Source organism: Burkholderia sp. AU28863 (genome assembly GCF_002223195.1).
In the GTDB taxonomy this organism is placed as follows: Bacteria; Pseudomonadota; Gammaproteobacteria; order Burkholderiales; family Burkholderiaceae; genus Burkholderia; species Burkholderia sola.
The window spans coordinates 226,884-247,294 of the sequence record NZ_NKFE01000003.1; the positions used below are offsets into that span (position 1 = coordinate 226,884).

14 protein-coding genes are annotated in these 20,411 nt (G+C 68.4%); 7 read left to right on the plus strand and 7 right to left on the minus strand.

Going from position 1 to position 20,411, the window contains the following annotated elements:
* Nucleotides 1-8 precede the first annotated feature (8 nt).
* From aroG to CFB81_RS03375, 4 genes are all read right to left on the minus strand, one after another.
* Complete coding sequence (aroG, locus tag CFB81_RS03360) at nt 9-1,082, minus strand: 3-deoxy-7-phosphoheptulonate synthase AroG (RefSeq protein ID WP_069616699.1); 1,074 nt, start codon at nt 1,080-1,082, stop codon at nt 9-11.
* 398 nt (nt 1,083-1,480) lie between these two features.
* Nucleotides 1,481-2,947, minus strand: a complete 1,467-nt coding sequence (tldD, locus tag CFB81_RS03365) for a metalloprotease TldD (protein ID WP_069616698.1) — start codon at nt 2,945-2,947, stop codon at nt 1,481-1,483.
* A gap of 84 nt (nt 2,948-3,031) precedes the next feature.
* Nucleotides 3,032-3,859, minus strand: a complete 828-nt coding sequence (locus CFB81_RS03370) for a carbon-nitrogen hydrolase family protein (RefSeq protein WP_069616697.1) — start codon at nt 3,857-3,859, stop codon at nt 3,032-3,034.
* Nucleotides 3,860-3,919: 60 nt separating this feature from the next.
* The gene (locus CFB81_RS03375) at nt 3,920-8,119 is read right to left on the minus strand and encodes a YhdP family protein (RefSeq protein ID WP_069616696.1); all 4,200 of its coding nucleotides are present in this window, start codon (nt 8,117-8,119) and stop codon (nt 3,920-3,922) included.
* A 230-nt stretch (nt 8,120-8,349) separates the two neighbouring features.
* Here CFB81_RS03375 and glnE point away from each other — a divergent pair, with 230 nt between their 5' ends.
* A complete protein-coding gene (gene glnE, locus CFB81_RS03380) occupies nt 8,350-11,151 on the plus strand; it encodes a bifunctional [glutamate--ammonia ligase]-adenylyl-L-tyrosine phosphorylase/[glutamate--ammonia-ligase] adenylyltransferase (protein ID WP_089434575.1) in 2,802 nt (933 codons plus the stop codon).
* 122 nt (nt 11,152-11,273) lie between these two features.
* Here glnE and recN read toward each other — a convergent pair whose 3' ends face one another.
* Both recN and CFB81_RS03390 read right to left on the minus strand, forming a co-directional pair.
* Nucleotides 11,274-12,923 carry a DNA repair protein RecN gene (gene recN / locus CFB81_RS03385; RefSeq protein WP_089434576.1) on the minus strand — a complete coding sequence of 550 codons (1,650 nt, stop codon included), beginning with the start codon at nt 12,921-12,923 and terminating at the stop codon, nt 11,274-11,276.
* 19 nt (nt 12,924-12,942) lie between these two features.
* Nucleotides 12,943-13,845, minus strand: a complete 903-nt coding sequence (locus CFB81_RS03390) for an NAD kinase (protein ID WP_050011770.1) — start codon at nt 13,843-13,845, stop codon at nt 12,943-12,945.
* 131 nt (nt 13,846-13,976) lie between these two features.
* On the opposite strand from CFB81_RS03390, the gene hrcA reads away from it, so the two are divergent.
* The 3 genes from hrcA (at nt 13,977) to CFB81_RS03405 (ending at nt 16,760) form a co-directional block, all read left to right on the plus strand.
* Nucleotides 13,977-14,999, plus strand: a complete 1,023-nt coding sequence (gene hrcA / locus CFB81_RS03395; protein ID WP_011544637.1) for a heat-inducible transcriptional repressor HrcA — start codon at nt 13,977-13,979, stop codon at nt 14,997-14,999.
* 141 nt (nt 15,000-15,140) lie between these two features.
* Complete coding sequence (gene hemH / locus CFB81_RS03400; protein ID WP_089434577.1) at nt 15,141-16,205, plus strand: ferrochelatase; 1,065 nt, start codon at nt 15,141-15,143, stop codon at nt 16,203-16,205.
* Between the two features lie 147 nt (nt 16,206-16,352).
* Nucleotides 16,353-16,760, plus strand: a complete 408-nt coding sequence (locus CFB81_RS03405; RefSeq protein WP_069616692.1) for an RNA-binding S4 domain-containing protein — start codon at nt 16,353-16,355, stop codon at nt 16,758-16,760.
* Here the strand turns inward: CFB81_RS03405 and CFB81_RS36010 are convergent.
* Complete coding sequence (locus CFB81_RS36010; protein WP_006476841.1) at nt 16,732-16,893, minus strand: hypothetical protein; 162 nt, start codon at nt 16,891-16,893, stop codon at nt 16,732-16,734. The genes CFB81_RS03405 and CFB81_RS36010 overlap by 29 nt on opposite strands.
* 352 nt (nt 16,894-17,245) lie before the next feature.
* Here CFB81_RS36010 and grpE point away from each other — a divergent pair, with 352 nt between their 5' ends.
* The 3 genes from grpE (at nt 17,246) to dnaK (ending at nt 20,324) form a co-directional block, all read left to right on the plus strand.
* Nucleotides 17,246-17,791, plus strand: a complete 546-nt coding sequence (gene grpE / locus CFB81_RS03415) for a nucleotide exchange factor GrpE (RefSeq protein WP_069616691.1) — start codon at nt 17,246-17,248, stop codon at nt 17,789-17,791.
* Between the two features lie 10 nt (nt 17,792-17,801).
* A complete protein-coding gene (locus CFB81_RS03420) occupies nt 17,802-18,209 on the plus strand; it encodes a thioredoxin family protein (protein ID WP_089434578.1) in 408 nt (135 codons plus the stop codon).
* 162 nt (nt 18,210-18,371) lie between these two features.
* A complete protein-coding gene (gene dnaK / locus CFB81_RS03425; RefSeq protein WP_069616689.1) occupies nt 18,372-20,324 on the plus strand; it encodes a molecular chaperone DnaK in 1,953 nt (650 codons plus the stop codon).
* Nucleotides 20,325-20,411 lie beyond the last annotated feature (87 nt).

Here is a 20,411-nt window from a genome sequence, read left to right on the forward strand (position 1 = left end):
GGCGTCCGTCAGTTGCCGCTGCCGCGCGCGACGCGGCGCGCCTTCACCGAGTCCGCGAGGCCTTCGAGCACCTTCACGCTGTCGTCCCACGCGATGCACGCGTCGGTGATGCTCTGGCCGTAGGTCAGCGCGCAGCCTTCCTTCAGGTCCTGGCGGCCCTCGACCAGGTGCGACTCGATCATCACGCCGACGATGCGCTCGTCGCCCGCCGCGATCTGGCGGCCGATGTCGGCGCACACCGGGATCTGGTTCTCGTGCTTCTTCGAGCTGTTCGCGTGGCTCGCGTCGATCATCAGGCGCGCGGCGAGGCCGGCCTTGCCGATGTCCGCGCACGCGGCGTTCACGCTGTCCGCGTCGTAGTTCGGCGTCTTGCCGCCGCGCAGGATCACGTGGCAGTCCTCGTTGCCGGCCGTCGACACGATCGCCGAATGGCCGCCCTTCGTCACCGACAGGAAATGGTGCGGCTGCGACGCGGCCTTGATCGCGTCGACCGCGATCTTGACGTTGCCGTCGGTGCCGTTCTTGAAGCCGACCGGGCACGACAGCCCGGACGCGAGCTCGCGGTGCACCTGCGACTCGGTCGTGCGTGCGCCGATCGCGCCCCACGAAATCAGGTCGGCGATGTACTGCGGGCTGATCATGTCGAGGTATTCGGTCGCGGCCGGCAGCCCCATTTCGTTGATCTGCAGCAGCAGCTCGCGCGCGGTGCGCAGTCCTTCGTTGATCTTGAAGCTGTTGTCGAGATGCGGATCGTTGATGAGCCCCTTCCAGCCGACCGTCGTGCGCGGCTTCTCGAAGTACACGCGCATCACGATTTCCAGCTCGCCCTTGAAGCGTTCGCGTTCCTTCACGAGCCGGCCCGCGTATTCGATCGCCGCCTTCGTATCGTGGATCGAGCACGGCCCGATCACGACGATCAGCCGGTCGTCCATCCCGTGCAGGATGCGATGCATCGACTGGCGCGAGTGGTAGATCAGCTCGGACGCGGCTTCGGAGCACGCGAATTCGCGGATCAGGTGGGCGGGCGGCGTCAGTTCCTTGAGTTCGCGAATGCGGACGTCGTCGGTATTGTGCGGGGGCATGCTGTTTCTCCTGGTTTTCCGGGGCGCCGTTCGGTCAGTGCGCGTGCGGCAGATTCATCAATTCGGGCAATTCAGTAGTTCGGTCGGGGTCGCAGGACCCGCTGCGGCGGCGACCGGCTGGCGAAGGGCGAAAAAAAACCGCCGGGTTCGCCGGCGGTTTTTTCGGGAATTTCGGTTGCGCTTCACGCGCCATCAACCCTCTCGATCCGCCAGCGGTCTGAGATACCAAAAAAAGTAAAAGTAAAACTTGGCGGACATGACGGAAATTCGGCTGGTCAAAAAAGTTGATTCGGAATTTATACCCGGTCCCTGCGCGGCTGGCAACCGGGTTCGTTCAAAAATGCGGACAATCCGCGCGTTTTCGTCAAAATACGCGGATTGTCTGCGCCACGATGCGGTTATGCCGTACCGCCGACCGTCATCTTGTCGATCCGCAGGGTCGGCTGGCCGACGCCGACCGGCACGCTCTGGCCTTCCTTGCCGCATACGCCGACGCCCGTGTCGAGCGACATGTCGTTGCCGATCATGCTCACGTACTTCAGCGATTCCGGGCCGCTGCCGATCAGCGTCGCGCCCTTCACCGGGTAGGTGACCTTGCCGTTCTCGATCATGTACGCCTCGGACGCCGAGAACACGAACTTGCCGTTCGTGATGTCGACCTGGCCGCCGCCGAAGTTCACCGCGTACAGGCCGTTCTTCACCGACGCGATGATTTCCTGCGGATCCTTGTCGCCGTTCAGCATGTACGTGTTGGTCATGCGCGGCATCGGCAGCGCCGCGTACGACTCGCGCCGCGCGTTGCCCGTGACCGGCATCTTCATCAGGCGTGCGTTCAGCGTGTCCTGGATATAGCCCTTCAGGATGCCGTCCTCGATCAGCGTCGTGCACTGCGTCGGGTTGCCTTCGTCGTCGATGTTCAGCGAGCCGCGGCGGTTCGGCAGCGTGCCGTCGTCGACCACCGTCACGCCCTTCGCGGCGACCTGCTCGCCGATCCGGCCCGCGAACGCGGACGAACCCTTGCGGTTGAAGTCGCCTTCGAGGCCGTGGCCGATCGCCTCGTGCAGCAGCACGCCCGGCCAGCCCGGCCCGAGCACCACCGTCATCGCGCCGGCGGGCGCCGGGCGCGCGTCGAGGTTCACGAGGGCCGCGTGCACGGCGTCGTCGACGTAGCGCGACAGGACTTCGTCGGTGAAGTAGCCGTAGTCGAAACGGCCGCCGCCGCCGCCGGAGCCGATCTCGCGGCGGCCGTTCTGTTCGGCGATCACCGTGACCGATACGCGCACGAGCGGGCGGATGTCGGCCGCGAGCGCACCGTCGCTGCGCGCGACCAGCACGACGTCGTATTCGCCGGCGAGGCCCGCCATCACCTGCGTGACGCGCGGGTCGCGGCCGCGCGCCATCTGTTCGATGCGTTCCAGCAGCTTGACCTTGGCCGTCGCGTCGAGCGACGCGAGCGGATCGGACGGCAGGTACAAGTCGCGGCCCGAGATGCCCGTCAGCGACGAGGCGGCCTTGATTTTCTGGCGGCCGCCGCCGGCCGCCGCGATCGCCTTGGTCGCGGCGGCGGCTTGCGCGATCGCTTCGGGCGACAGGTCGTCCGAGTACGCGAACGCGGTGCGGTCGCCCGCGACCGCGCGCACGCCGACGCCCTGGTCGATGCTGAAGCTGCCCGATTTGACGATGCCTTCCTCGAGGCTCCACGCTTCGCTGCGGGTCGCCTGGAAGTACAGGTCCGCGTAGTCGACGCGATGCGTGAAGATGTCGGCGATCGTGCGCGTGAGCAGGCTTTCGTCGAGGCCGTACGGCGTGAGCAGGATGTCCTTCGCCAGCGCGAGGTTGCGGATGCCGGGTTCGATGATGTTCATGCGGATATCGGGATTCTCAAAAAGTTGTCGGGTGCTGCCGGGCAGATGGGTGGGCCGCGCGGCGTTTCAAGCGGTGCGGCGGATTCAGCTCAGCACGCGGTGCCGCCACGCGGGCAGGCTCTGGCGTACGTCGGCGATGCGTTGCGGATCGAGCGTGCCGAGCACGACGCTCGCGCCCTCGTCGCGCACCGCGACGATCTCGCCCCACGGGTCGATCAGCATGCTGTGGCCCCACGTGCGCCGGCCGTTCTCGTGCTTGCCGCCCTGCGCGGCCGCAAGCACGTAGCACTGGTTCTCGACGGCCCGCGCGCGCAGCAGCGTTTCCCAGTGCGCGCGGCCCGTCGTATACGTAAACGCCGACGGCACGACCATCAGCGCGCAGTCGCCCATCCGGCGATACAGCTCCGGAAAGCGGAGATCGTAACAGACCGACAGGCCGACCTGCCCGAACGGGGCATCGAACGCGACGACCGTATCGCCCGCGCGGATCGTGCGCGCCTCGTCGAACGATTCGTCGCCTTTCTCGAAGTTGAACAGGTGGATCTTGTCGTAGCGCGCGGCCTCGTTGCCGGACGGATCGAACACGAGCGTCGTGTTCAGCACGCGGTCGGGTTCCGGCGACTTCAGCGGTAGCGTGCCGCCGATCACCCAGATGCCGTGGCGGCGCGCGGCGTCGGCGAGGAATTGCTGGATCGGGCCGTCCCGGTACGGTTCAGCAAGCGCGAGCTTGTCGGTGTCGCGGTGGCCCATGAAGCAGAAATATTCGGGCAGCAGCACGAGCTGCGCGCCTTCGCCGGCGGCTTCCGCGATTAGGCGGCGCGCTTCGGCGAGATTGCGGGTGACGTCCGGCGCGCTCACCATCTGCAGCGCGGCGACCTGGAAGGGCGTGGCGGAACGGGCGTGGTCGGTCATCGCGGAATCGGTTGCGTCATAAATGGGGTGCGGTCCGGCCTCCTGCGGTTCGATGCGCGTTCAATGGCTCGCTGCATCGGCCGGACCGTGATTCATCTTACCCTGATCGCCCCGCACCCGCTCGATGTGCGGGTGCGCCCACGAGCCGGTGATCGTGTAGTCGAGCGCGAACGCGTGCGACAGCGTCTCGGACAGCGCGTAGTTCGCGGCCAGCACGCCGACGCCGAGCAGCGGGTTGATGATGGCTGCCCCGATCGCGGCCGCGCCCGCGCTGATCTTCGGCGCGACGTGCGCATGCAGATCCTGCGTCTCGGTGCCGAGATCGACCGCGCCGCGCACGGTGACGTTCGCGGGGCCCGTCATCATCGAGAAGTCATCGGTGCGCGCGATTCCGTTCGAAATCCGGCCGGTCCCGGCGATCTTGTCGAACGGCAGCCCCTTGCCGACCACGTCGCGGAAATTCAGCGTCAGGAAGCGCGCGAGGCTCTGCAGGCTCAGCACGCCGAGCAGTTTGGCCGCGCCCGGGTCGACCTTCAGGATCTTCCCGTGCTCGAGGTCGACCGCGACCTGGCCGCCGAGCGACGGAAAGTCGAGCGCGGTCGGGCCGCCGCGCCAGCCGACCTTGCCCGTGACCGAGCCGTGACCGTCCGCGAGCGTGCGCGGCAGGCCGACGCGGTCGAGCAGTGCGCCCGCGTTGTCGATGTCGAGCTTGAAGTCGAACACGGTGCGGCGCGGCGCATCGGTTTCATCGGCGCCGCGGGCGAGTGCGCGGCGCGACGTGCGCCAGTTCCCGGTGGCCGTGAGCTTCGCGGCCGGGTTCGACAGTTCCAGCTTGTCGAGCTGCCACACGGGCGTGCCGTCTTCGTCGATGTTGCGCGCGTTGACGACGAGCCGGCCGATGTCGTGATCGCGCGCGACGACCTGGTCGACGATCAGGTCGATCGACGGCATCGGCCGGTCGGTCGGCGTCGGCAGGTTCATCGCGCGGCCGACGAGGTCGTGCTGCGCGCTCTGCGGCACGACGAGCTTCGCGAGCCGCGCGTTGAGCACGCCCGCGCCGTTGTGACCGCCGCCCGGCGCCCACGACAGGTAGCCCGAAACCTGGTTCGACGCGATGTTCGCCTGCCACAGGTCGTCGACGTGCGACGCGCCGACGATCACGTTTTCCCAGTTGCGCTTGAGCAGCTTCAGCGTGCCGAAATGGAACGCGAAGCGCTTCGGCGCGAAGCTCGCGAAATCGACGCGCGGTGCCGCCTGCGGTTCCGGCGCGCGCGGCGTGTCGGGCTTCAGCGTGTGGGCGAGGGCGAGCCATGCGTCGGCGTCCAGCTCGTTGACGTCGACGGCCGCGCTCACGCCGTCCTGCGGCATGTCGGGCATCCGGTGGATGCCCATCGCGCCGCGTACCGCGCGCAGCGGCTGGCCGCGCGTCGCGTCGAGCAGGTAGGTCGCCGTCACCGGGCCGAGCGTCAGGTCGGCGTGTTCGAGGCGTTTGCCGTCCGCCTGCGGCGCCGGCTGCAGCGTGAAGCGGAACGGCATCGGCGTGCCGGCCGGTTTCGCGAACGGCGCCGGGAAGTTCAGCGCGACGCCCGTCAGGTCGGATTGCGCGCTGACGTCGGGCAGGCGGCCCGGCGCGCCGCGCACCGCGATCTTGTACGGCGCGTCGCCGACCACGTGTTCGAGCAGCGCGGCGGCCGCGCCGTGCAGGTTCAGGCCCCGCGCGGCGTCGAGCGCGAGCCGGCCGTCGACGTCCACCGCGTACGGGCCGTGCGACCGGAAGGTGCCGTTCGCGCGCACCGGGCCGCCCAGGAAGCGCGCCGACAGGTCGTGCAGCGATGCGCCGGCCTCGGTGAAGCGGACGCTGCCGCGCAGTGCCGACAGCGGCGGCACGCCGCTGGTCGACAGCGTGTTGCCGCCGAACGCGAGCGCGCCTTCGACGTGCGTGTGCGGATGCGGGACGTGCTGCGGAATCGTGATCTTGAGCGCGAGCGACGCGGGCCCCTGCGCGTCGATCCGCTGGCCGACATGGTTGCTCATCGTGCCGAGCGAGCTGTTGTCCGCATAGTCGATCAGGTCGGCGAGCGGGCCCTGCGCATGGCCGTCGATGATCAGCGGCGAGTGCGACGGATTGCCGAGATCGTCGATGCGGCCCGCGACCTTCGTCAGCGTGACGCGCTTGTAACGCGCGCGCGCGATGTCGAAGCGCAGCTTGTTCTGCGCGAGCTCGAACACGCCGTCGATCCCGTCGAGCGCCGGCCAGACGCTCGGCGTACCGTTCGCGAGCTTGCGCGGCGGATACGGCGTCGGCTCGAAGCGGCCGCCGGTGAACGGCGCGACGATGTGGAACACGCCGGCGTCCGGCTCGTGTTCGAACGGGAATTTCTCGAGCGGGCCGCGCGCGACGATCGACGCGCCCTTGGTCACGTTGCCGTCCTGCAGGGCGTGGCCGAGATAGTCGCGCAGGTGCTCGGACATCCCCGTCGGCAGGTAGCGCGGAATGCGCGCGACCGATGCGCGCGCGAAATCCGCGCGCAGGTCGAGCGACCCGCGACCGTGGCCGGGGTTCGTGTACGAGCCCGACACCGCGATTTCGGCATCGGGGTTCGACACGAACAGGTCGGGTAGCGACACGTCGACGCGCGCGTGCTTGTCGCCGGGCGCGGGCGTGATCGTCCATTTGGCATTGCCGCGCAGCCGGTCGAACGTCAGGCGGGGCTCGTCGAATTCGCCGGGCACGGTGACGGCCGCGTGGACCGTGTCGAAATGCGCGGCGCCGCCCGTCTCGTTCGCATCGACGCGGCCCCACAGGTTCTCGACGCCCGGCCAGCCGGCGCGCGGGTGACCGCGCGGCGAGAGCCCGGGCGGCGGCTCCTGCGCGGCGAAGCTGATGCCTTGCAGATCGCCGAGAAAGCGGTAGCGGACGATCGGCGCGGCGCCCATGCGCCGCTCCTCGTCGGCGAGATCGGCGTGCGCGGGTTTCGCGCGCTCGACCTCGATGTGATAGTTCGACACCATCCCGCGCGGGTCGATCTTGATCAGCTCGTTGCGCAGGCGCGCCGGCAGCGGCAGCCCGCGGATGAATTCGCTGAGGATGCCGAGATCGACGCGGTCGCCGACCACGCTGAGCAGTTGCCCCTGGTTCGCGGTCGGCACGCGGTAGCGCGCCGTCAGCGTCGACAGCGCGAGCGAGCGGGCGAGCGGCGTGCCGTCCGGCAGCGGCGGCTGGCCGAGCTCCGCATTGAAGCGCGTCAGGTGCAGCGTGTAGTCGTGGCCCGCATCGAGCACCATGTCCCAGCCGAATCCGACCGTCGGCACGTCGAGCCGCGGCTGCGTCGGGCGCACGCGCAGCGCGACGTCGGCGCCTTGCAGGTCGCCGCCCGCCGAGCGCAGGTGGCCGTCGCCGAAGGTCGCCCAGATCGCGTTGTCGATCCGGCCCGCATGGATCGTGAGCGGCACGTCGAGATAGCGCGTGAGCGTCTGCAGGTCGACGGGGCCGGTCGACAGGTACGCGTCGCCCGTCCAGTTCGCCGGCTTGCCGATCGGCGCGAGCGGCTTGTGCCTGAAGCGGGCGCGGAAATCGAGCGGGCCGAGCAGCAGCGTGCCGTTCGCGGGCGCCTGCAGCGCGGCCTTGTGCACGCGGCCGTCGTTCAGCACCGCGAGCCGGATGCCCGCCAGCACGAGCTCCGGCGCGTCGTGCTGCGCGTCGCGCCAGCGCAGCGTGCCGCCGCGCAGCACGATCGCTTCCTGCTTCAGCAGCCAGGTGCCGAACGTGTCGTTACCGCCGTGGGTGGTCGCAACGCCGACCCCCGCCACGCTCAGCGAGCCGTCGGCCGCCCGCGCGACGACGAGGTCGGGCTGGTCGACGATCAGGCTCGACAGCGCGGGCGACAGCCGCAGCAGCGACATCCACGACAGCGCGGCCGTCGCGTGCGGCACCGACAGCGCGACCTTGCCGTCGCGGCCGCGGATCGTCAGGTTCGTGAGTTCGACGCCCGGCTGCATGCCGGACCAGTTCGGGGAAAGCTTGCCGATCGAAAGCTGCGCGTGGAGCTTGTCGGACACCGCGCGTTCGATGCGCGGGCGGAATTCGTCGATGCGGGGCAGCAGCACGTAGCGCAGCCCGAGGAAGGCGCCGGCCGCGACGAAGTAGCTGCCGATCCCGACTGCCAGCGTCACCCTGAACACGCGACGCAGGACCGGATGATCGTGCTTCGGAGGTCCCGCTTCGGGCGCAGCTACGGCGGATTCCTGACGGTCGGACATGCGGCGGACGGGCGGCGATATGGTAGTTTTGCAGACTGACGTTGAAATGTATCACACGGGTTCGTGCCGGCGGCCGTTGGAGGCAGCGCGGCACGGGCTTTCCGGCGCGCGGTGTCGCGACGGGCGCACGCGCGTCCGGCGGCGCCGTGCCGAGTCCATGGGGCCGGCGGCAGCGGGGCGCGTACGCGCCGGTCCGCTGCCGCCGGCCTTTTCGCCAGGCCTGCTTCTCGATGACCGACGCTTCCGCCCTGATCAGCACGTCCTATTCCCGATACCTTGCCCGCGCGGCTGCCGCGCGCCCCGCGCTGGCCGAGCAGATCGCCGCGTGGGCAGCCGCGCCGCTCGGCCGCGCGCAGCTCGACGCGCGCCTCACCGAGCTGCTCGCGACGCCGGCCGGCGCCGCCGCGCCGGGCGACGAGCAACTGAAGCGCGCGCTGCGGCAGTTGCGCGCCGAGGCGTTCGGCGCGGTCGCGGAGCGCGACCTGCGCGGGCTGGCGGACGTCGCCGAGGTCACGGGCGCGATGACCGATCTCGCCGAAGTGGCCGTGCAGCGCTCGCTCGCGCTGCTGTCGGCCGAACTCGAGGCGCAGTACGGCGAGCCGCGCGGCGCCGACGGCCAGCGCGTCGTGCTCGGCGTGGTCGGGATGGGCAAGCTCGGCGGCCGCGAGCTGAACGTGTCGTCCGACATCGACCTGATCTTCGTGTACGAGGACGACGGCGAGACCACTGGCGGCACGCGTTCGCCGCTGTCCACGCAGGAGTACTTCACGCGGCTCGGTCGGCGCCTGATCGGCGTGCTGTCCGAGGTCACGGCCGACGGCTACGTGTTTCGCGTCGACATGCGGCTGCGTCCGAACGGCGATTCGGGGCCGCTCGTCTGCAGCATCGGCATGCTCGAGGAATATTTCTACGTGCAGGGGCGCGAGTGGGAACGCTATGCGTGGATCAAGGGGCGGCTCGTGTCGGAAGGCGGCAGCGACGCGGCGCAGCGGCTCGCGGCGCAGCTCGAATCGATCGTCAAGCCGTTCGTGTACCGGCGCTATCTCGATTTCGGCGTGATCGGCGCGATCCGTTCGCTGCACCAGCAGATCCGGCACGAAGCCGCGCGGCGCGCGTCGATGCGCCCCGACAAGGCCGACGACATCAAGCTCGGGCGCGGCGGGATCCGCGAGATCGAGTTCAGCGCGCAGGTGTTCCAGTTGATCCGCGGCGGCCAGGATGCGGGATTCCGCGTGAGGCCGACGCTCGCGGTGCTGCGCCACGCGCAGGCGCGTGGGCTGATCGGCGACGACGTGCGCGAACGGCTCACCGACGCGTACAACTTCCTGCGCACGCTCGAGCACCGGCTGCAGTACCGCAACGACGCGCAGACGCACGCGATGCCGGTCGAGCCCGACGAGCGCGCGGCGCTGGCCGCGTCGCTCGGTTTTGCCGACTACGCGGCGCTGATGACGGTGCTGGACGGCCACCGCACGTTCGTCGAAGCGCAGTTCGACCAGATTTTTGCCGACAAGGCGAACGGCGGCCCCTGCGCGGCCGGCGACGACACGGCAGCCGCGTGGATCTGGAGCGGCGCGCTGGCCGACGACGGCGAGGACGACGCGCTGGTCGCGCGCCTCGACGGCCTGGGCTTCGCCGATCCGGCCGCCGTGCTCGCGCGGCTGCGCGCGATCTGGCAATCGTCGCGCTACACCGGGCTGCCGGAAAAGAGCCGGCAGCGCTTCGACAGCGTCGCGCAGCGGGCGCTCGACGCCGCGCCGAAGATCGACGCCGCGCGCCGCGACGACACGATCGTGCGCCTGTTCGACCTGCTCGAGACGGTCAGCCGGCGCGGCGTCTATCTCGCGCTGCTGACCGAATATCCGGCCGCGCTCGATCGCGTGCTGTCGGTGCTCGGCGCGACGCGCTGGGGCGGCGGCTACCTGATCCGCCACCCGCAACTGCTCGACGAGCTGCTCGACGACGAGGCGATCGCGAGCCCGTTCGACTGGCCCGCGTTCAAGGATGCGCTGCGCGCGCGGCTCGCGGCGGCCGACGGCCCCGAGCAGCAGATGGACTTGCTGCGCCATGCACAGCACGCGGAGGTGTTCCGGATCCTGCTGATCGACCTGGCCGGGCAACTGTCGGTCGAGCACGTGAGCGACCGGCTGTCCGAGCTGGCCGACGCGGTGCTCGACGTGACGATCGAAGTCGTCTGGTCGCAGCTCGCGAAGCGCCATCGCGACGTGCCGAAGTTCGCGGTGATCGCGTACGGCAAGCTGGGCGGCAAGGAGCTCGGCTATGCGTCGGATCTCGACCTGATCTTCCTGTACGACGATCCGGACGAGCGCGCGGCGGACGTCTACACGACCTTCACGCGGCGCCTGATCACGTGGCTCACGACCGCGACCGGCGCGGGCGCGCTGTTCGACATCGACCTGCGGTTGCGGCCGAACGGCGAGGCCGGGCTGCTCGTCACCGATCTCGACGCGTTCCGCCGCTATCAACTGCGCGAGGGCGATGCGGCGAATACCGCGTGGGTGTGGGAGCACCAGGCGCTGACGCGCGCCCGCTACAGCGCGGGCGACGCGCAGATCGGCGCGGATTTCGAGGCGATCCGCCAGCAGGTGCTGACGACGCCGCGCGACGGGGCCGTACTCGCGAAGGAGATCGTCGACATGCGCGGCAAGGTGTTCGCCGGCCATCCGAACCACACCGAGCTGTTCGACCTGAAGCACGATCGCGGCGGGATGGTCGACATCGAGTTCATCGTCCAGTACTGGGTGCTGCTGCATGCGTCGAGCGACGCCGAGCTGATCCGCAATACCGGCAACATCGCGCTGCTGCGCGAGGTCGCGCGTTTCGGGCTGATGGGCGAGGACGAGGCCGAGCGCGTCGGCGCGGCGTACCGCACGTACCGGAAGCTGCAGCACAAGCTGCGGCTCGACGGGATGGAGAAGGCGCGCGTCGAGCCGGCCGTGGTGGCCGACGAGCGGGCGGCCGTGACGGCGCTGTGGGAGCGCGTGTTTGGGGCGGTTGAAACGGGCGGTTGAGTGGGGGTGTTCGAGGCGAGTGTTCGAATCGACGGGCAGGGCGAGCGCGCTCGGTCGGCCGCTTCCCGCAAAAGACCGGCGCGTGCGCCGGTCTTTTTGCATTCAGCCGTTGGGTGCCGGTGTCAGGCCGCCAGCATTTCCTTCGCGTGCTTGCGCGTGGTGGCCGTGATTTCGAGCCCGCCGAGCATCCGCGCGACTTCCTCGACGCGGCTCGCCTTGTCGAGCGGGACGACCGACGATACCGTGCCGCCGCGCTCGTCGGCGCCCTTTGCGACCTGGAAATGATGGTCGCCGCGCGCGGCGACTTGCGGCAGGTGCGTCACGCACAACACCTGGCGGTCACGCCCGAGCTGGTGCAGCAGGCGGCCGACCACTTCGGCGACGCCGCCGCCGATCCCCGTATCGACTTCGTCGAAGATCAGCGTCGGCGTCGGGCTCGCCGCGCTGGCGATCACCGCGAGCGCGAGGCTGATCCGTGCGAGTTCGCCGCCCGACGCGACTTTCGCGAGCGGCCGCAGCGGCACGCCCGGGTGGCCGGCCACGCGGAATTCGACCTGCTCGAGCCCGTGCGGGCCGCCGTCGGCGAGCGGCACGAGCGCGACTTCGAAGCTGCCGCCCGCCATCGACAGTTCCTGCATGCCGGCCGTGACGGCCGTGCCGAGCGCCTTCGCGGCCTGCGCGCGCGCCTTCGACAGGCGTTTGGCGTCGGCGAGATAGGCTTCCCGCGCCTTCGCCTGCGCGGCTTCGAGCGCACCGAGATCGGCGGCCGCGTCGAGCGCGGCGAGCTGCGCGCGGCGCGCCGCATGCTCTTCGTGCAGCGTGTCGGGCGGCAGCCGGAACTTGCGGGCGGTCGAGTGCAGCGCGTCGAGGCGCGTTTCGACCTGCGCGAGCCGCTCCGGGTCGAGATCGACGCGCTGCGCATAGTGCGACAGCGAATAGACGGCTTCCTGCAACTGGATCTCGGCCGGCTCCAGCGACGCGAGCGCATCGCCGAGCGCGGTGTCGTAGTCGGCCAGGCCGCGCAGCTTCGACACGATCGCGCCGAGCTGCGCGAGCATCGCATCGTCGGACTCGGACAGCGCGTTGAGCGCGCCGCGCACGCCTTCGATCAGGTTCGCCGAATGCGACAGGCGCTTGTGTTCGTTGCTGACTTCGTCCCATTCGCCGGCTTGCGGCGCGAGCTTGTCCAGTTCGGCGAGCTGCCACGCGAGCTTTTCGCGTTCGAGCTGCAATTCGCGCTCGTGCGCCTTCGCGGCGTCGATCGCCTGCGTCGCATCGCGCCACACGCGCCACGCGCGCGCGACGTTCGCGGCATCGGCGACGAGCCCCGCATGCGTGTCGAACAACTCGCGCTGCGCGTCGGGGCGCATCAGCAACTGGTGCGCGTGCTGGCCGTGGATGTCGACGAGCATCTCGCCGAGTTCGCGCAGTTGCGCGAGCGTCGCGCTGGTGCCGTTGATGAAGGCCCGCGAGCGGCCGTTCGCATCGATCACGCGGCGCAGCATCACGGTGTCCTCGGCGTCGAATGCGTGTTCGTCCAGCCAGCGCGCAACGCGGTCGTGCGGCGTGAATTCGGCCGTGATGTCGGCGCGGCTGCAGCCGGTGCGCACGACGCTCGCGTCGGCGCGTTCGCCGAGCGCGAGGGCGAGCGCGTCGATCAAGATCGATTTGCCGGCACCGGTTTCACCGGAAAAGACGGAAAAGCCGCTGTCGAATTCGAGATCGAGCGCGGCGACGATGACGAAGTCGCGGATCGAGAGGTGGCGGAGCATGGTGTCGGGGGCAGCGGCGTCAGGACGCCTTGTCGTCTTCGTTCGATGCGTGTTCGTTCCAGTGCAGCTTCTTGCGCAGCGTCGTGAAGTAGCTGTAGCCGATCGGGTGCAGGAACGGCACCGTGTGCTTCGAGCGGCGCACCTCGATCGTATCGTTCAGCTCCAGCGACGTGAACGACTGCATGTCGAAGTTCACGTTGACGTCGCGGCCGCCGACGATCTGGATCGCGATCTTCGAATCGTCGGGCAGCACGATCGGCCGGTTCGACAGCGCGTGCGGCGCGATCGGCACGAGCACGATGCCCGCCAGCTGCGGATGGAGGATCGGGCCGGCCGACGACAGTGCATACGCGGTCGAGCCGGTGGGCGTCGCGACGATCAGGCCGTCCGAACGCTGGTTATACATATAGCGGCCGTCGACCGATGCGCGCAGCTCGACCATCCCGGAGAAGCCGCTGCGGTTCACGACGACGTCGTTGAACGCGAGCGCGTGGTAGATCGGTTCGCCGTCGCGCATGATCCGCGCCTCGAGCAGCGAGCGTTCCTCGCGCTCGAACTTGCCGGCCAGCAGCACGGGAACGAGCGCGTGCATGTCGGATGCCGCGATGTCGGTGATGAAGCCGAGCCGACCGTGGTTGATCCCGATCAGCGGGGTCCGGTATGGCGCAAGCTGGCGGCCGATGCCGAGCATCGTGCCGTCGCCGCCGAGCACGATCGCCACGTCCGCTCGCGCCCCAATTTCGGCCGGCGTGAGCGCCGGGTAGCCGGCGATGCCGATTTCGCGCGCGGTATCGCCTTCGAAGACGACCTCGAAGCCGAGCCTGGCGATGCTGTCCGCCAGCGTGGCGAGCGGTTCGGCGATGCCGGGCGTGTTGCTCCGGCCGACGAGCGCGACAGTACTGAACTGATTACCGGTTTTCATGCCGGCATTACACCATAGCTCGTGGACGAAAAGAACCGGCTGTACGCCGACGGGGCCGGATCGGGCCAGCCCGCGCAACGGTGGTTGACGCCACTCGCCGTGCTCGCGCGGTTGCGCTAAAATTTTCCACCATGCTAGATCCTCGCGCACGAACCCTCCTGAAAACCCTGATCGAACGGTATATCGCCGACGGTCAGCCGGTCGGATCGCGCACGTTGTCCCGTTACTCCGGGCTCGAGCTGAGCCCGGCGACGATCCGCAACGTGATGTCCGACCTGGAGGAGCTCGGCCTCGTGTCGAGCCCGCACACGTCGGCTGGCCGCGTGCCGACGCCGCGCGGCTACCGGCTGTTCGTCGATACGATGCTGACGGTCGAGGCGCCGATCGACGCCGAGGCCGTCGCCCGCCAGGTGCAGAACACGCTGCAGGCCGGCGAGCCGCAGCAGCGGGTGGTCGCCGCCGCCGCGAGCGTGCTGTCGAACCTGTCGCAGTTCGCGGGCGTCGTGCTGACGCCGCGCCGCAGCCACGTGTTCAAGCAGATCGAGTTCATGCGCCTGTCCGACAAGCGCATCCTGCTGATCATCGTCACGCCCGAGGGCGACGTGCAGAACCGCATGCTCGCGACGCCGCGCGACTATTCGCCGTCGCAGCTGACCGAGGCGTCCAACTACATCAACGCGCATTTCGCCGGCCTGTCGTTCGACGAGGTGCGCCGCCGCCTGCGCGACGAGATCGACCAACTGCGCGGCGACATGACGACGCTGATGCACGCGGCCGTGACGGCCAGCACCGAAGTGCCCGACACCGAGGACACCGTGCTGATTTCCGGCGAGCGCAACCTGCTCGAAGTGGCGGATCTTTCGTCCGACATGGCGCGGCTGCGCAAGCTGTTCGACGTATTCGACCAAAAGACGGGCCTCCTGCAGTTGCTCGACGTGTCGAGCCACGCCCAGGGCGTGCAGATCTTCATCGGCGGCGAATCGACGCTCGTGCCGATCGAGGAAATGAGCGTCGTGACCGCGCCGTACGAGGTGAACGGGCAGATCGTCGGCACGCTTGGCGTGATCGGCCCGACCCGGATGGCGTACAACCGCGTGATTCCGATCGTCGACATCACCGCGCGGCTGCTGTCGCTCACGCTGAGCCAGCAGTAACCGCGGCAGCCGACGCCGTCCCGCCATCGTGCCGCGGCGTCGTGTGCGCCGCCAGTCGGCCGAATGGCCAGCCGACTCGATCGGGACGGCCCGCTATAATTGAGAGCCGTCCGGTCCCGTGCCCCGAGCACGTTCTTGCCCATGCGTTTCGATCTTGAGCCGCCTTCGAGCGTCGCGGCCGCCCATCGCGTCGGTGTGCTGCTGATCAATCTCGGCACGCCCGACGCACCCACGCCGCGCGCGGTGCGGCGCTACCTGGCCGAATTCCTGTCGGATCCGCGGGTCGTCGAAATTCCGCAGGCCGTCTGGCAGGTGCTGCTGCGCACGGTGATCCTGCCGCTGCGCGGCCGTGCGTCCGCGAAGAAATACGCGGCCGCCTGGATGCCCGAGGGTTCGCCGCTGCGCGTGTACACCGAGCGCCAGACCGACAGCGTCCGGCACCTGCTCGTGTCGAACGGCTATCACGTGATGGTCGATTACGCGATGCGCTACGGCAGCCCGAACGTTGCGCACGCGCTCGCGCAGTTCAAGCGCGCGGGCGTTGAGCGCGTGCTGCTGATGCCGATGTATCCGCAATACTCGGCGTCGACCACGGCCACCGCGTTCGATGCCGCATTCGCCGCGCTCGCGCGCATGCGCAATCAGCCGGAAGTGCGCACGGTGCGGCACTACGCCGACCATCCGGCCTATATCCACGCGCTGGCCGAGCAGGTTCGGCAGTACTGGGCGCAGCACGGTCGGCCCGATTTCGCGGCCGGCGACAAACTCGTGCTGAGTTTCCACGGCGTGCCGAAGCGCACGCTCGATCTGGGCGACCCGTATCACGAGCAGTGCCAGCAGACGGGTGCGTTGCTGATGGCCGCGCTCGGGCTGTCGGGCACCGAATGCCGCGTCACGTTCCAGTCGCGCTTCGGCAAGGCCGAATGGCTGCAGCCGTACACCGCGCCGACGCTGCGCGAATTCGGCGAGGCCGGCGTGCGGCGGGCCGACGTGTTCTGTCCCGGCTTCACGGCCGATTGCCTGGAGACGATCGAGGAAATCGGCATGGAAGTGCGCGACGAATTCCTCGCCGGCGGCGGCAAGACCTTCCACCGGATTCCGTGCCTGAACGGCGCGTCCGCGTGGATCGGCGCGCTCGGCGAGATCGTCGCGGAGAATTTGCAGGGCTGGCCCGTCAAGGCCGCGCAGCCCGAAACGGTAAGCTGAGATGAAACGATCCCCACGTTCGCTGCTCCCCGAGAGGGCGGTCAGCCGCCCACGGCCGGCTTTGCAAAGCCGGCCGGCTACACAGGCGCAGAGCGCTGCGCTGCGAATTCCCTGCTACGCCCTTGGGGCGGCTTGGCGGAGGCCGGCATGAACTACAAGATTTCCACGGAGCCGGGTGCGAAGCTGCGCATCGACAAATGGCTGTGGGCGGCCCGGTTCTTCAAGACGCGCTCGCTCGCGACCGATGCGGTCGACAAGGGACACGTGAAGATCGGCGGCGCGGCGGTGAAGCCGGCGAAGGACGTGCGGGTGGGTGACGAGGTCGAGATTGCGATCGACGGCATCGTCTGGCACATTGCCGTGCTGGGCATGTGCGACGTGCGCGGGCCCGCGAGCGTCGCGCAGACGCTCTACGCGGAAACGGAGGCGGGGCGGGCCGCACGGCTCGCCGAACTGGAGCGGCGCCGCACGTATCGCGAGCCGGCGGCCGAGCTGCACGGGCGGCCGACGAAACGCGACCGGCGCATCATCGACAGATTTTCTGGTGGGAGCTGAACATCTGGTCGAACGTCGCCCGCGCGCTTCCGTATTCGGTCGTGCGGTCGGTGACGGCTCCCGACAGGCAGATGGTGGTGGTGCCGGCAATGAGTACCAGCGCGACCACCGATATCGCAAAGGTCAGTTTCACGGTACTCCCCTCGAGAACAAGGGTGAAAACGGCGCCAGGTGGATGTCACGCGACGGTCAGCTAGGGGTAAACACGCTTTCCGACGCTTGAGTGGAGTGTAGTGCAGCCGGCCTGTGCGGAGCTAGTCCTTGCCGGGTAAGCGTTGTTACAGGCCGTTTCGCCCGATCCGGCGGACTATGCGACGCCTGCACCCGGAAACGCTCGGTTGTTTCGCGGCATTGGCGAATGCCGGCGAATGACCCTCTTGAAACCGCAGTTTTCGCCCTTATTTGCACCAGTAATGTGCGGTGCCGCCGGGTATACGTCCCGCGGTCGCCGATTTGGCTTCAACCTCTAATCGACTTTCAGCGACATGGAAAACACGCAAGAGAATCCGGCTACCCAATCGGCCGAAGACATCGGCAGCGAGAATCAGGCGGCGCAAGGCGCCGCACCCGCCGCCGAAGCTGCCGACGCGGCGCTCGCGGAGGCTCAAGCCAAGGTCGCCGAGCTCCAGGAAAGCTTCCTGCGAGCGAAGGCCGAGACCGAGAACGTGCGCCGCCGCGCGCAGGACGACGTGTCGAAGGCGCACAAGTTCGCGATCGAGAGCTTCGCGGAACACCTGCTGCCCGTGCTGGACAGCCTGGAAGCGGCCGTCGGCGATACCTCCGGCGACATCGCGAAGGTGCGCGAAGGCGTGGAGCTGACGCTGCGCCAACTGACGAGCGCGCTCGAGAAAGGCCGCGTCGTCGCGATCAACCCGGTCGGCGAGAAGTTCGATCCGCACCAGCACCAGGCCATTTCGATGGTGCCGGCCGAGCAGGAGCCGAACACCGTCGTCACGGTGCTGCAAAAGGGCTACATGATCGCCGACCGCGTGCTGCGCCCGGCGCTCGTCACCGTCGCGCAGCCGAAGTAAGGCCGCGGAGATGGTGCCCGCCGGCGTCGATCCGGCCGCGTTCGACGCGTTCGACATGCAGGCGCTCGACGCCGGCACGTTCGACGCGGCCATCGCCGGCGCGGGCGATGCGCTGGCCGTGGTGTTCTTCTGGGGCGTCGACTGCTTCAACTGCGAGATCGCGAAGAAGGCGATGCTCGCGCAGGCCGACGCGATCCGCGCGCTGGACCTGAAGTGGTTCCATTGCAACGTGTACGAACACCATGAGCTGGGGCGCCGCTTCGGGTTGCACGGCGTGCCGACGTGGTTCTTCTTCCATCGCGGCAAGCGGCTGGGCCGCGCGACGGGCTGGCATGGCCTCGTCCAGTTCCAGGCAGCCGTCGCGGCCGCACGCGCGAAGAGCGTGTCGGGCGGCGATCCGTCGGGTGCGATCCGCTAGCCGGCGGCGATTGAAAAAATTTAATATCCGCATCGCTCGTCGGGTCTTGAAAACGGATCGGGCGGACGCATTTCGGGAACAGAGTTGAATTCTGGCGTGCGAAACCGCCCAAAAACGCGGCGTTTCGCGCAGCAAACAAGCATTTCTGGAGATTAGGAAAAAATGGGAAAGATCATCGGTATTGACCTCGGCACCACGAACTCGTGCGTCGCGATCATGGAAGGCAACCAGGTCAAGGTCATCGAGAACTCGGAAGGCACGCGCACGACGCCGTCGATCATCGCGTACATGGACGATAACGAAGTGCTCGTCGGCGCGCCGGCCAAGCGCCAGTCGGTGACCAACCCGAAGAACACGCTGTTCGCGGTGAAGCGCCTGATCGGCCGCCGCTTCGAAGAGAAGGAAGTCCAGAAGGACATCGGCCTGATGCCGTACTCGATCATCAAGGCCGACAACGGCGATGCATGGGTCGAAGCGCACGGCGAAAAGCTCGCGCCGCCGCAGGTGTCGGCCGAAGTGCTGCGCAAGATGAAGAAGACGGCCGAAGACTACCTCGGCGAGCCGGTCACGGAAGCCGTGATCACGGTGCCGGCGTACTTCAACGACAGCCAGCGCCAGGCGACCAAGGACGCCGGCCGCATCGCGGGCCTCGAAGTCAAGCGGATCATCAACGAGCCGACGGCAGCCGCGCTCGCGTTCGGTCTCGACAAGGTCGAGAAGGGCGACCGCAAGATCGCCGTGTATGACCTCGGCGGCGGCACGTTCGACGTGTCGATCATCGAGATCGCGGACGTCGACGGCGAAATGCAGTTCGAAGTGCTGTCGACCAACGGCGACACGTTCCTCGGCGGCGAAGACTTCGACCAGCGCATCATCGATTACATCATCGGCGAGTTCAAGAAGGAGCAGGGCGTCGACCTGTCCAAGGACGTGCTCGCGCTGCAGCGCCTGAAGGAAGCCGCCGAAAAGGCGAAGATCGAGCTGTCGTCGGGCCAGCAGACCGAAATCAACCTGCCGTACATCACGGCGGACGCGTCGGGCCCGAAGCACTTGAACCTGAAGATCACCCGCGCGAAGCTGGAAGCGCTGGTGGAAGACCTCGTCGAGCGCACGATCGAGCCGTGCCGCATCGCGATCAAGGACGCAGGCGTCAAGGTGTCGGACATCGACGACGTGATCCTGGTCGGCGGCCAGACCCGCATGCCGAAGGTGCAGGAGAAGGTGAAGGAGTTCTTCGGCAAGGATCCGCGCCGTGACGTGAACCCGGACGAAGCCGTCGCGGTCGGCGCGGCGATCCAGGGCCAGGTGCTGTCGGGCGACCGCAAGGACGTGCTGCTGCTCGACGTGACCCCGCTGTCGCTCGGTATCGAGACGCTCGGCGGCGTGATGACGAAGATGATCAACAAGAACACGACGATTCCGACGAAGCACGCTCAGGTGTATTCGACGGCGGACGACAACCAGTCGGCCGTGACGATCAAGGTGTTCCAGGGCGAACGCGAAATGGCGGCGGGCAACAAGCTGCTCGGCGAGTTCAACCTCGAAGGCATCCCGCCGGCACCGCGCGGCGTGCCGCAGATCGAAGTGACCTTCGACATCGACGCGAACGGCATCCTGCACGTCGGCGCGAAGGACAAGGCGACCGGCAAGGAAAACAAGATCACGATCAAGGCGAACTCGGGCCTGTCCGAGGCTGAAATCGACCAGATGATCAAGGATGCGGAAGCGAACGCGGCGGAAGACCACAAGCTGCGCGAGCTGGCCGATTCGCGCAACCAGGGCGACGCGCTGGTCCACAGCACGAAGAAGGCGCTGACCGAGTACGGCGACAAGCTGGACGCGGGCGAGAAGGAAGCGATCGAAGCGGCGCTGAAGTCGCTCGAGGACGCGCTGAAGGACACGTCGGCCGACAAGGCGGCGATCGACGCGAAGGTCGAGGAACTCGGCAAGGTCTCGCAGAAGCTCGGCGAGAAGATGTACGCCGACATGCAGGCCCAGCAGGCGGGTGCGGCCGGCGCGGCCGGTGCGACGGAAGGCGCGGCCCATGCGGGTGGTGCGCAACAGGCTGCCGACGACGTCGTCGACGCCGAGTTCAAGGAAGTGAAGAAGGACTAAGCCGGGTTGCGATGGCACCGCACGCCGCGCGCGATACGCGCGCGGCGCGGCTGAACAGCGGTCTGTCTTTCCTTCCGGATGGCCGGA

Excerpts from the sequence above, each read along its gene's own strand:
- aroG (WP_069616699.1), bottom strand. The coding sequence starts at position 1,082 with ATGCCCCCGCACAATACCGACGACGTCCGCATTCGCGAACTCAAGGAA.
- tldD (WP_069616698.1), bottom strand. The coding sequence starts at position 2,947 with ATGAACATCATCGAACCCGGCATCCGCAACCTCGCGCTGGCGAAGGAC.
- CFB81_RS03370 (WP_069616697.1), bottom strand. The coding sequence starts at position 3,859 with ATGACCGACCACGCCCGTTCCGCCACGCCCTTCCAGGTCGCCGCGCTG.
- CFB81_RS03375 (WP_069616696.1), bottom strand. The coding sequence starts at position 8,119 with ATGTCCGACCGTCAGGAATCCGCCGTAGCTGCGCCCGAAGCGGGACCT.
- glnE (WP_089434575.1), top strand. The coding sequence starts at position 8,350 with ATGACCGACGCTTCCGCCCTGATCAGCACGTCCTATTCCCGATACCTT.
- recN (WP_089434576.1), bottom strand. The coding sequence starts at position 12,923 with ATGCTCCGCCACCTCTCGATCCGCGACTTCGTCATCGTCGCCGCGCTC.
- CFB81_RS03390 (WP_050011770.1), bottom strand. The coding sequence starts at position 13,845 with ATGAAAACCGGTAATCAGTTCAGTACTGTCGCGCTCGTCGGCCGGAGC.
- hrcA (WP_011544637.1), top strand. The coding sequence starts at position 13,977 with ATGCTAGATCCTCGCGCACGAACCCTCCTGAAAACCCTGATCGAACGG.
- hemH (WP_089434577.1), top strand. The coding sequence starts at position 15,141 with ATGCGTTTCGATCTTGAGCCGCCTTCGAGCGTCGCGGCCGCCCATCGC.
- CFB81_RS03405 (WP_069616692.1), top strand. The coding sequence starts at position 16,353 with ATGAACTACAAGATTTCCACGGAGCCGGGTGCGAAGCTGCGCATCGAC.
- grpE (WP_069616691.1), top strand. The coding sequence starts at position 17,246 with ATGGAAAACACGCAAGAGAATCCGGCTACCCAATCGGCCGAAGACATC.
- CFB81_RS03420 (WP_089434578.1), top strand. The coding sequence starts at position 17,802 with ATGGTGCCCGCCGGCGTCGATCCGGCCGCGTTCGACGCGTTCGACATG.
- dnaK (WP_069616689.1), top strand. The coding sequence starts at position 18,372 with ATGGGAAAGATCATCGGTATTGACCTCGGCACCACGAACTCGTGCGTC.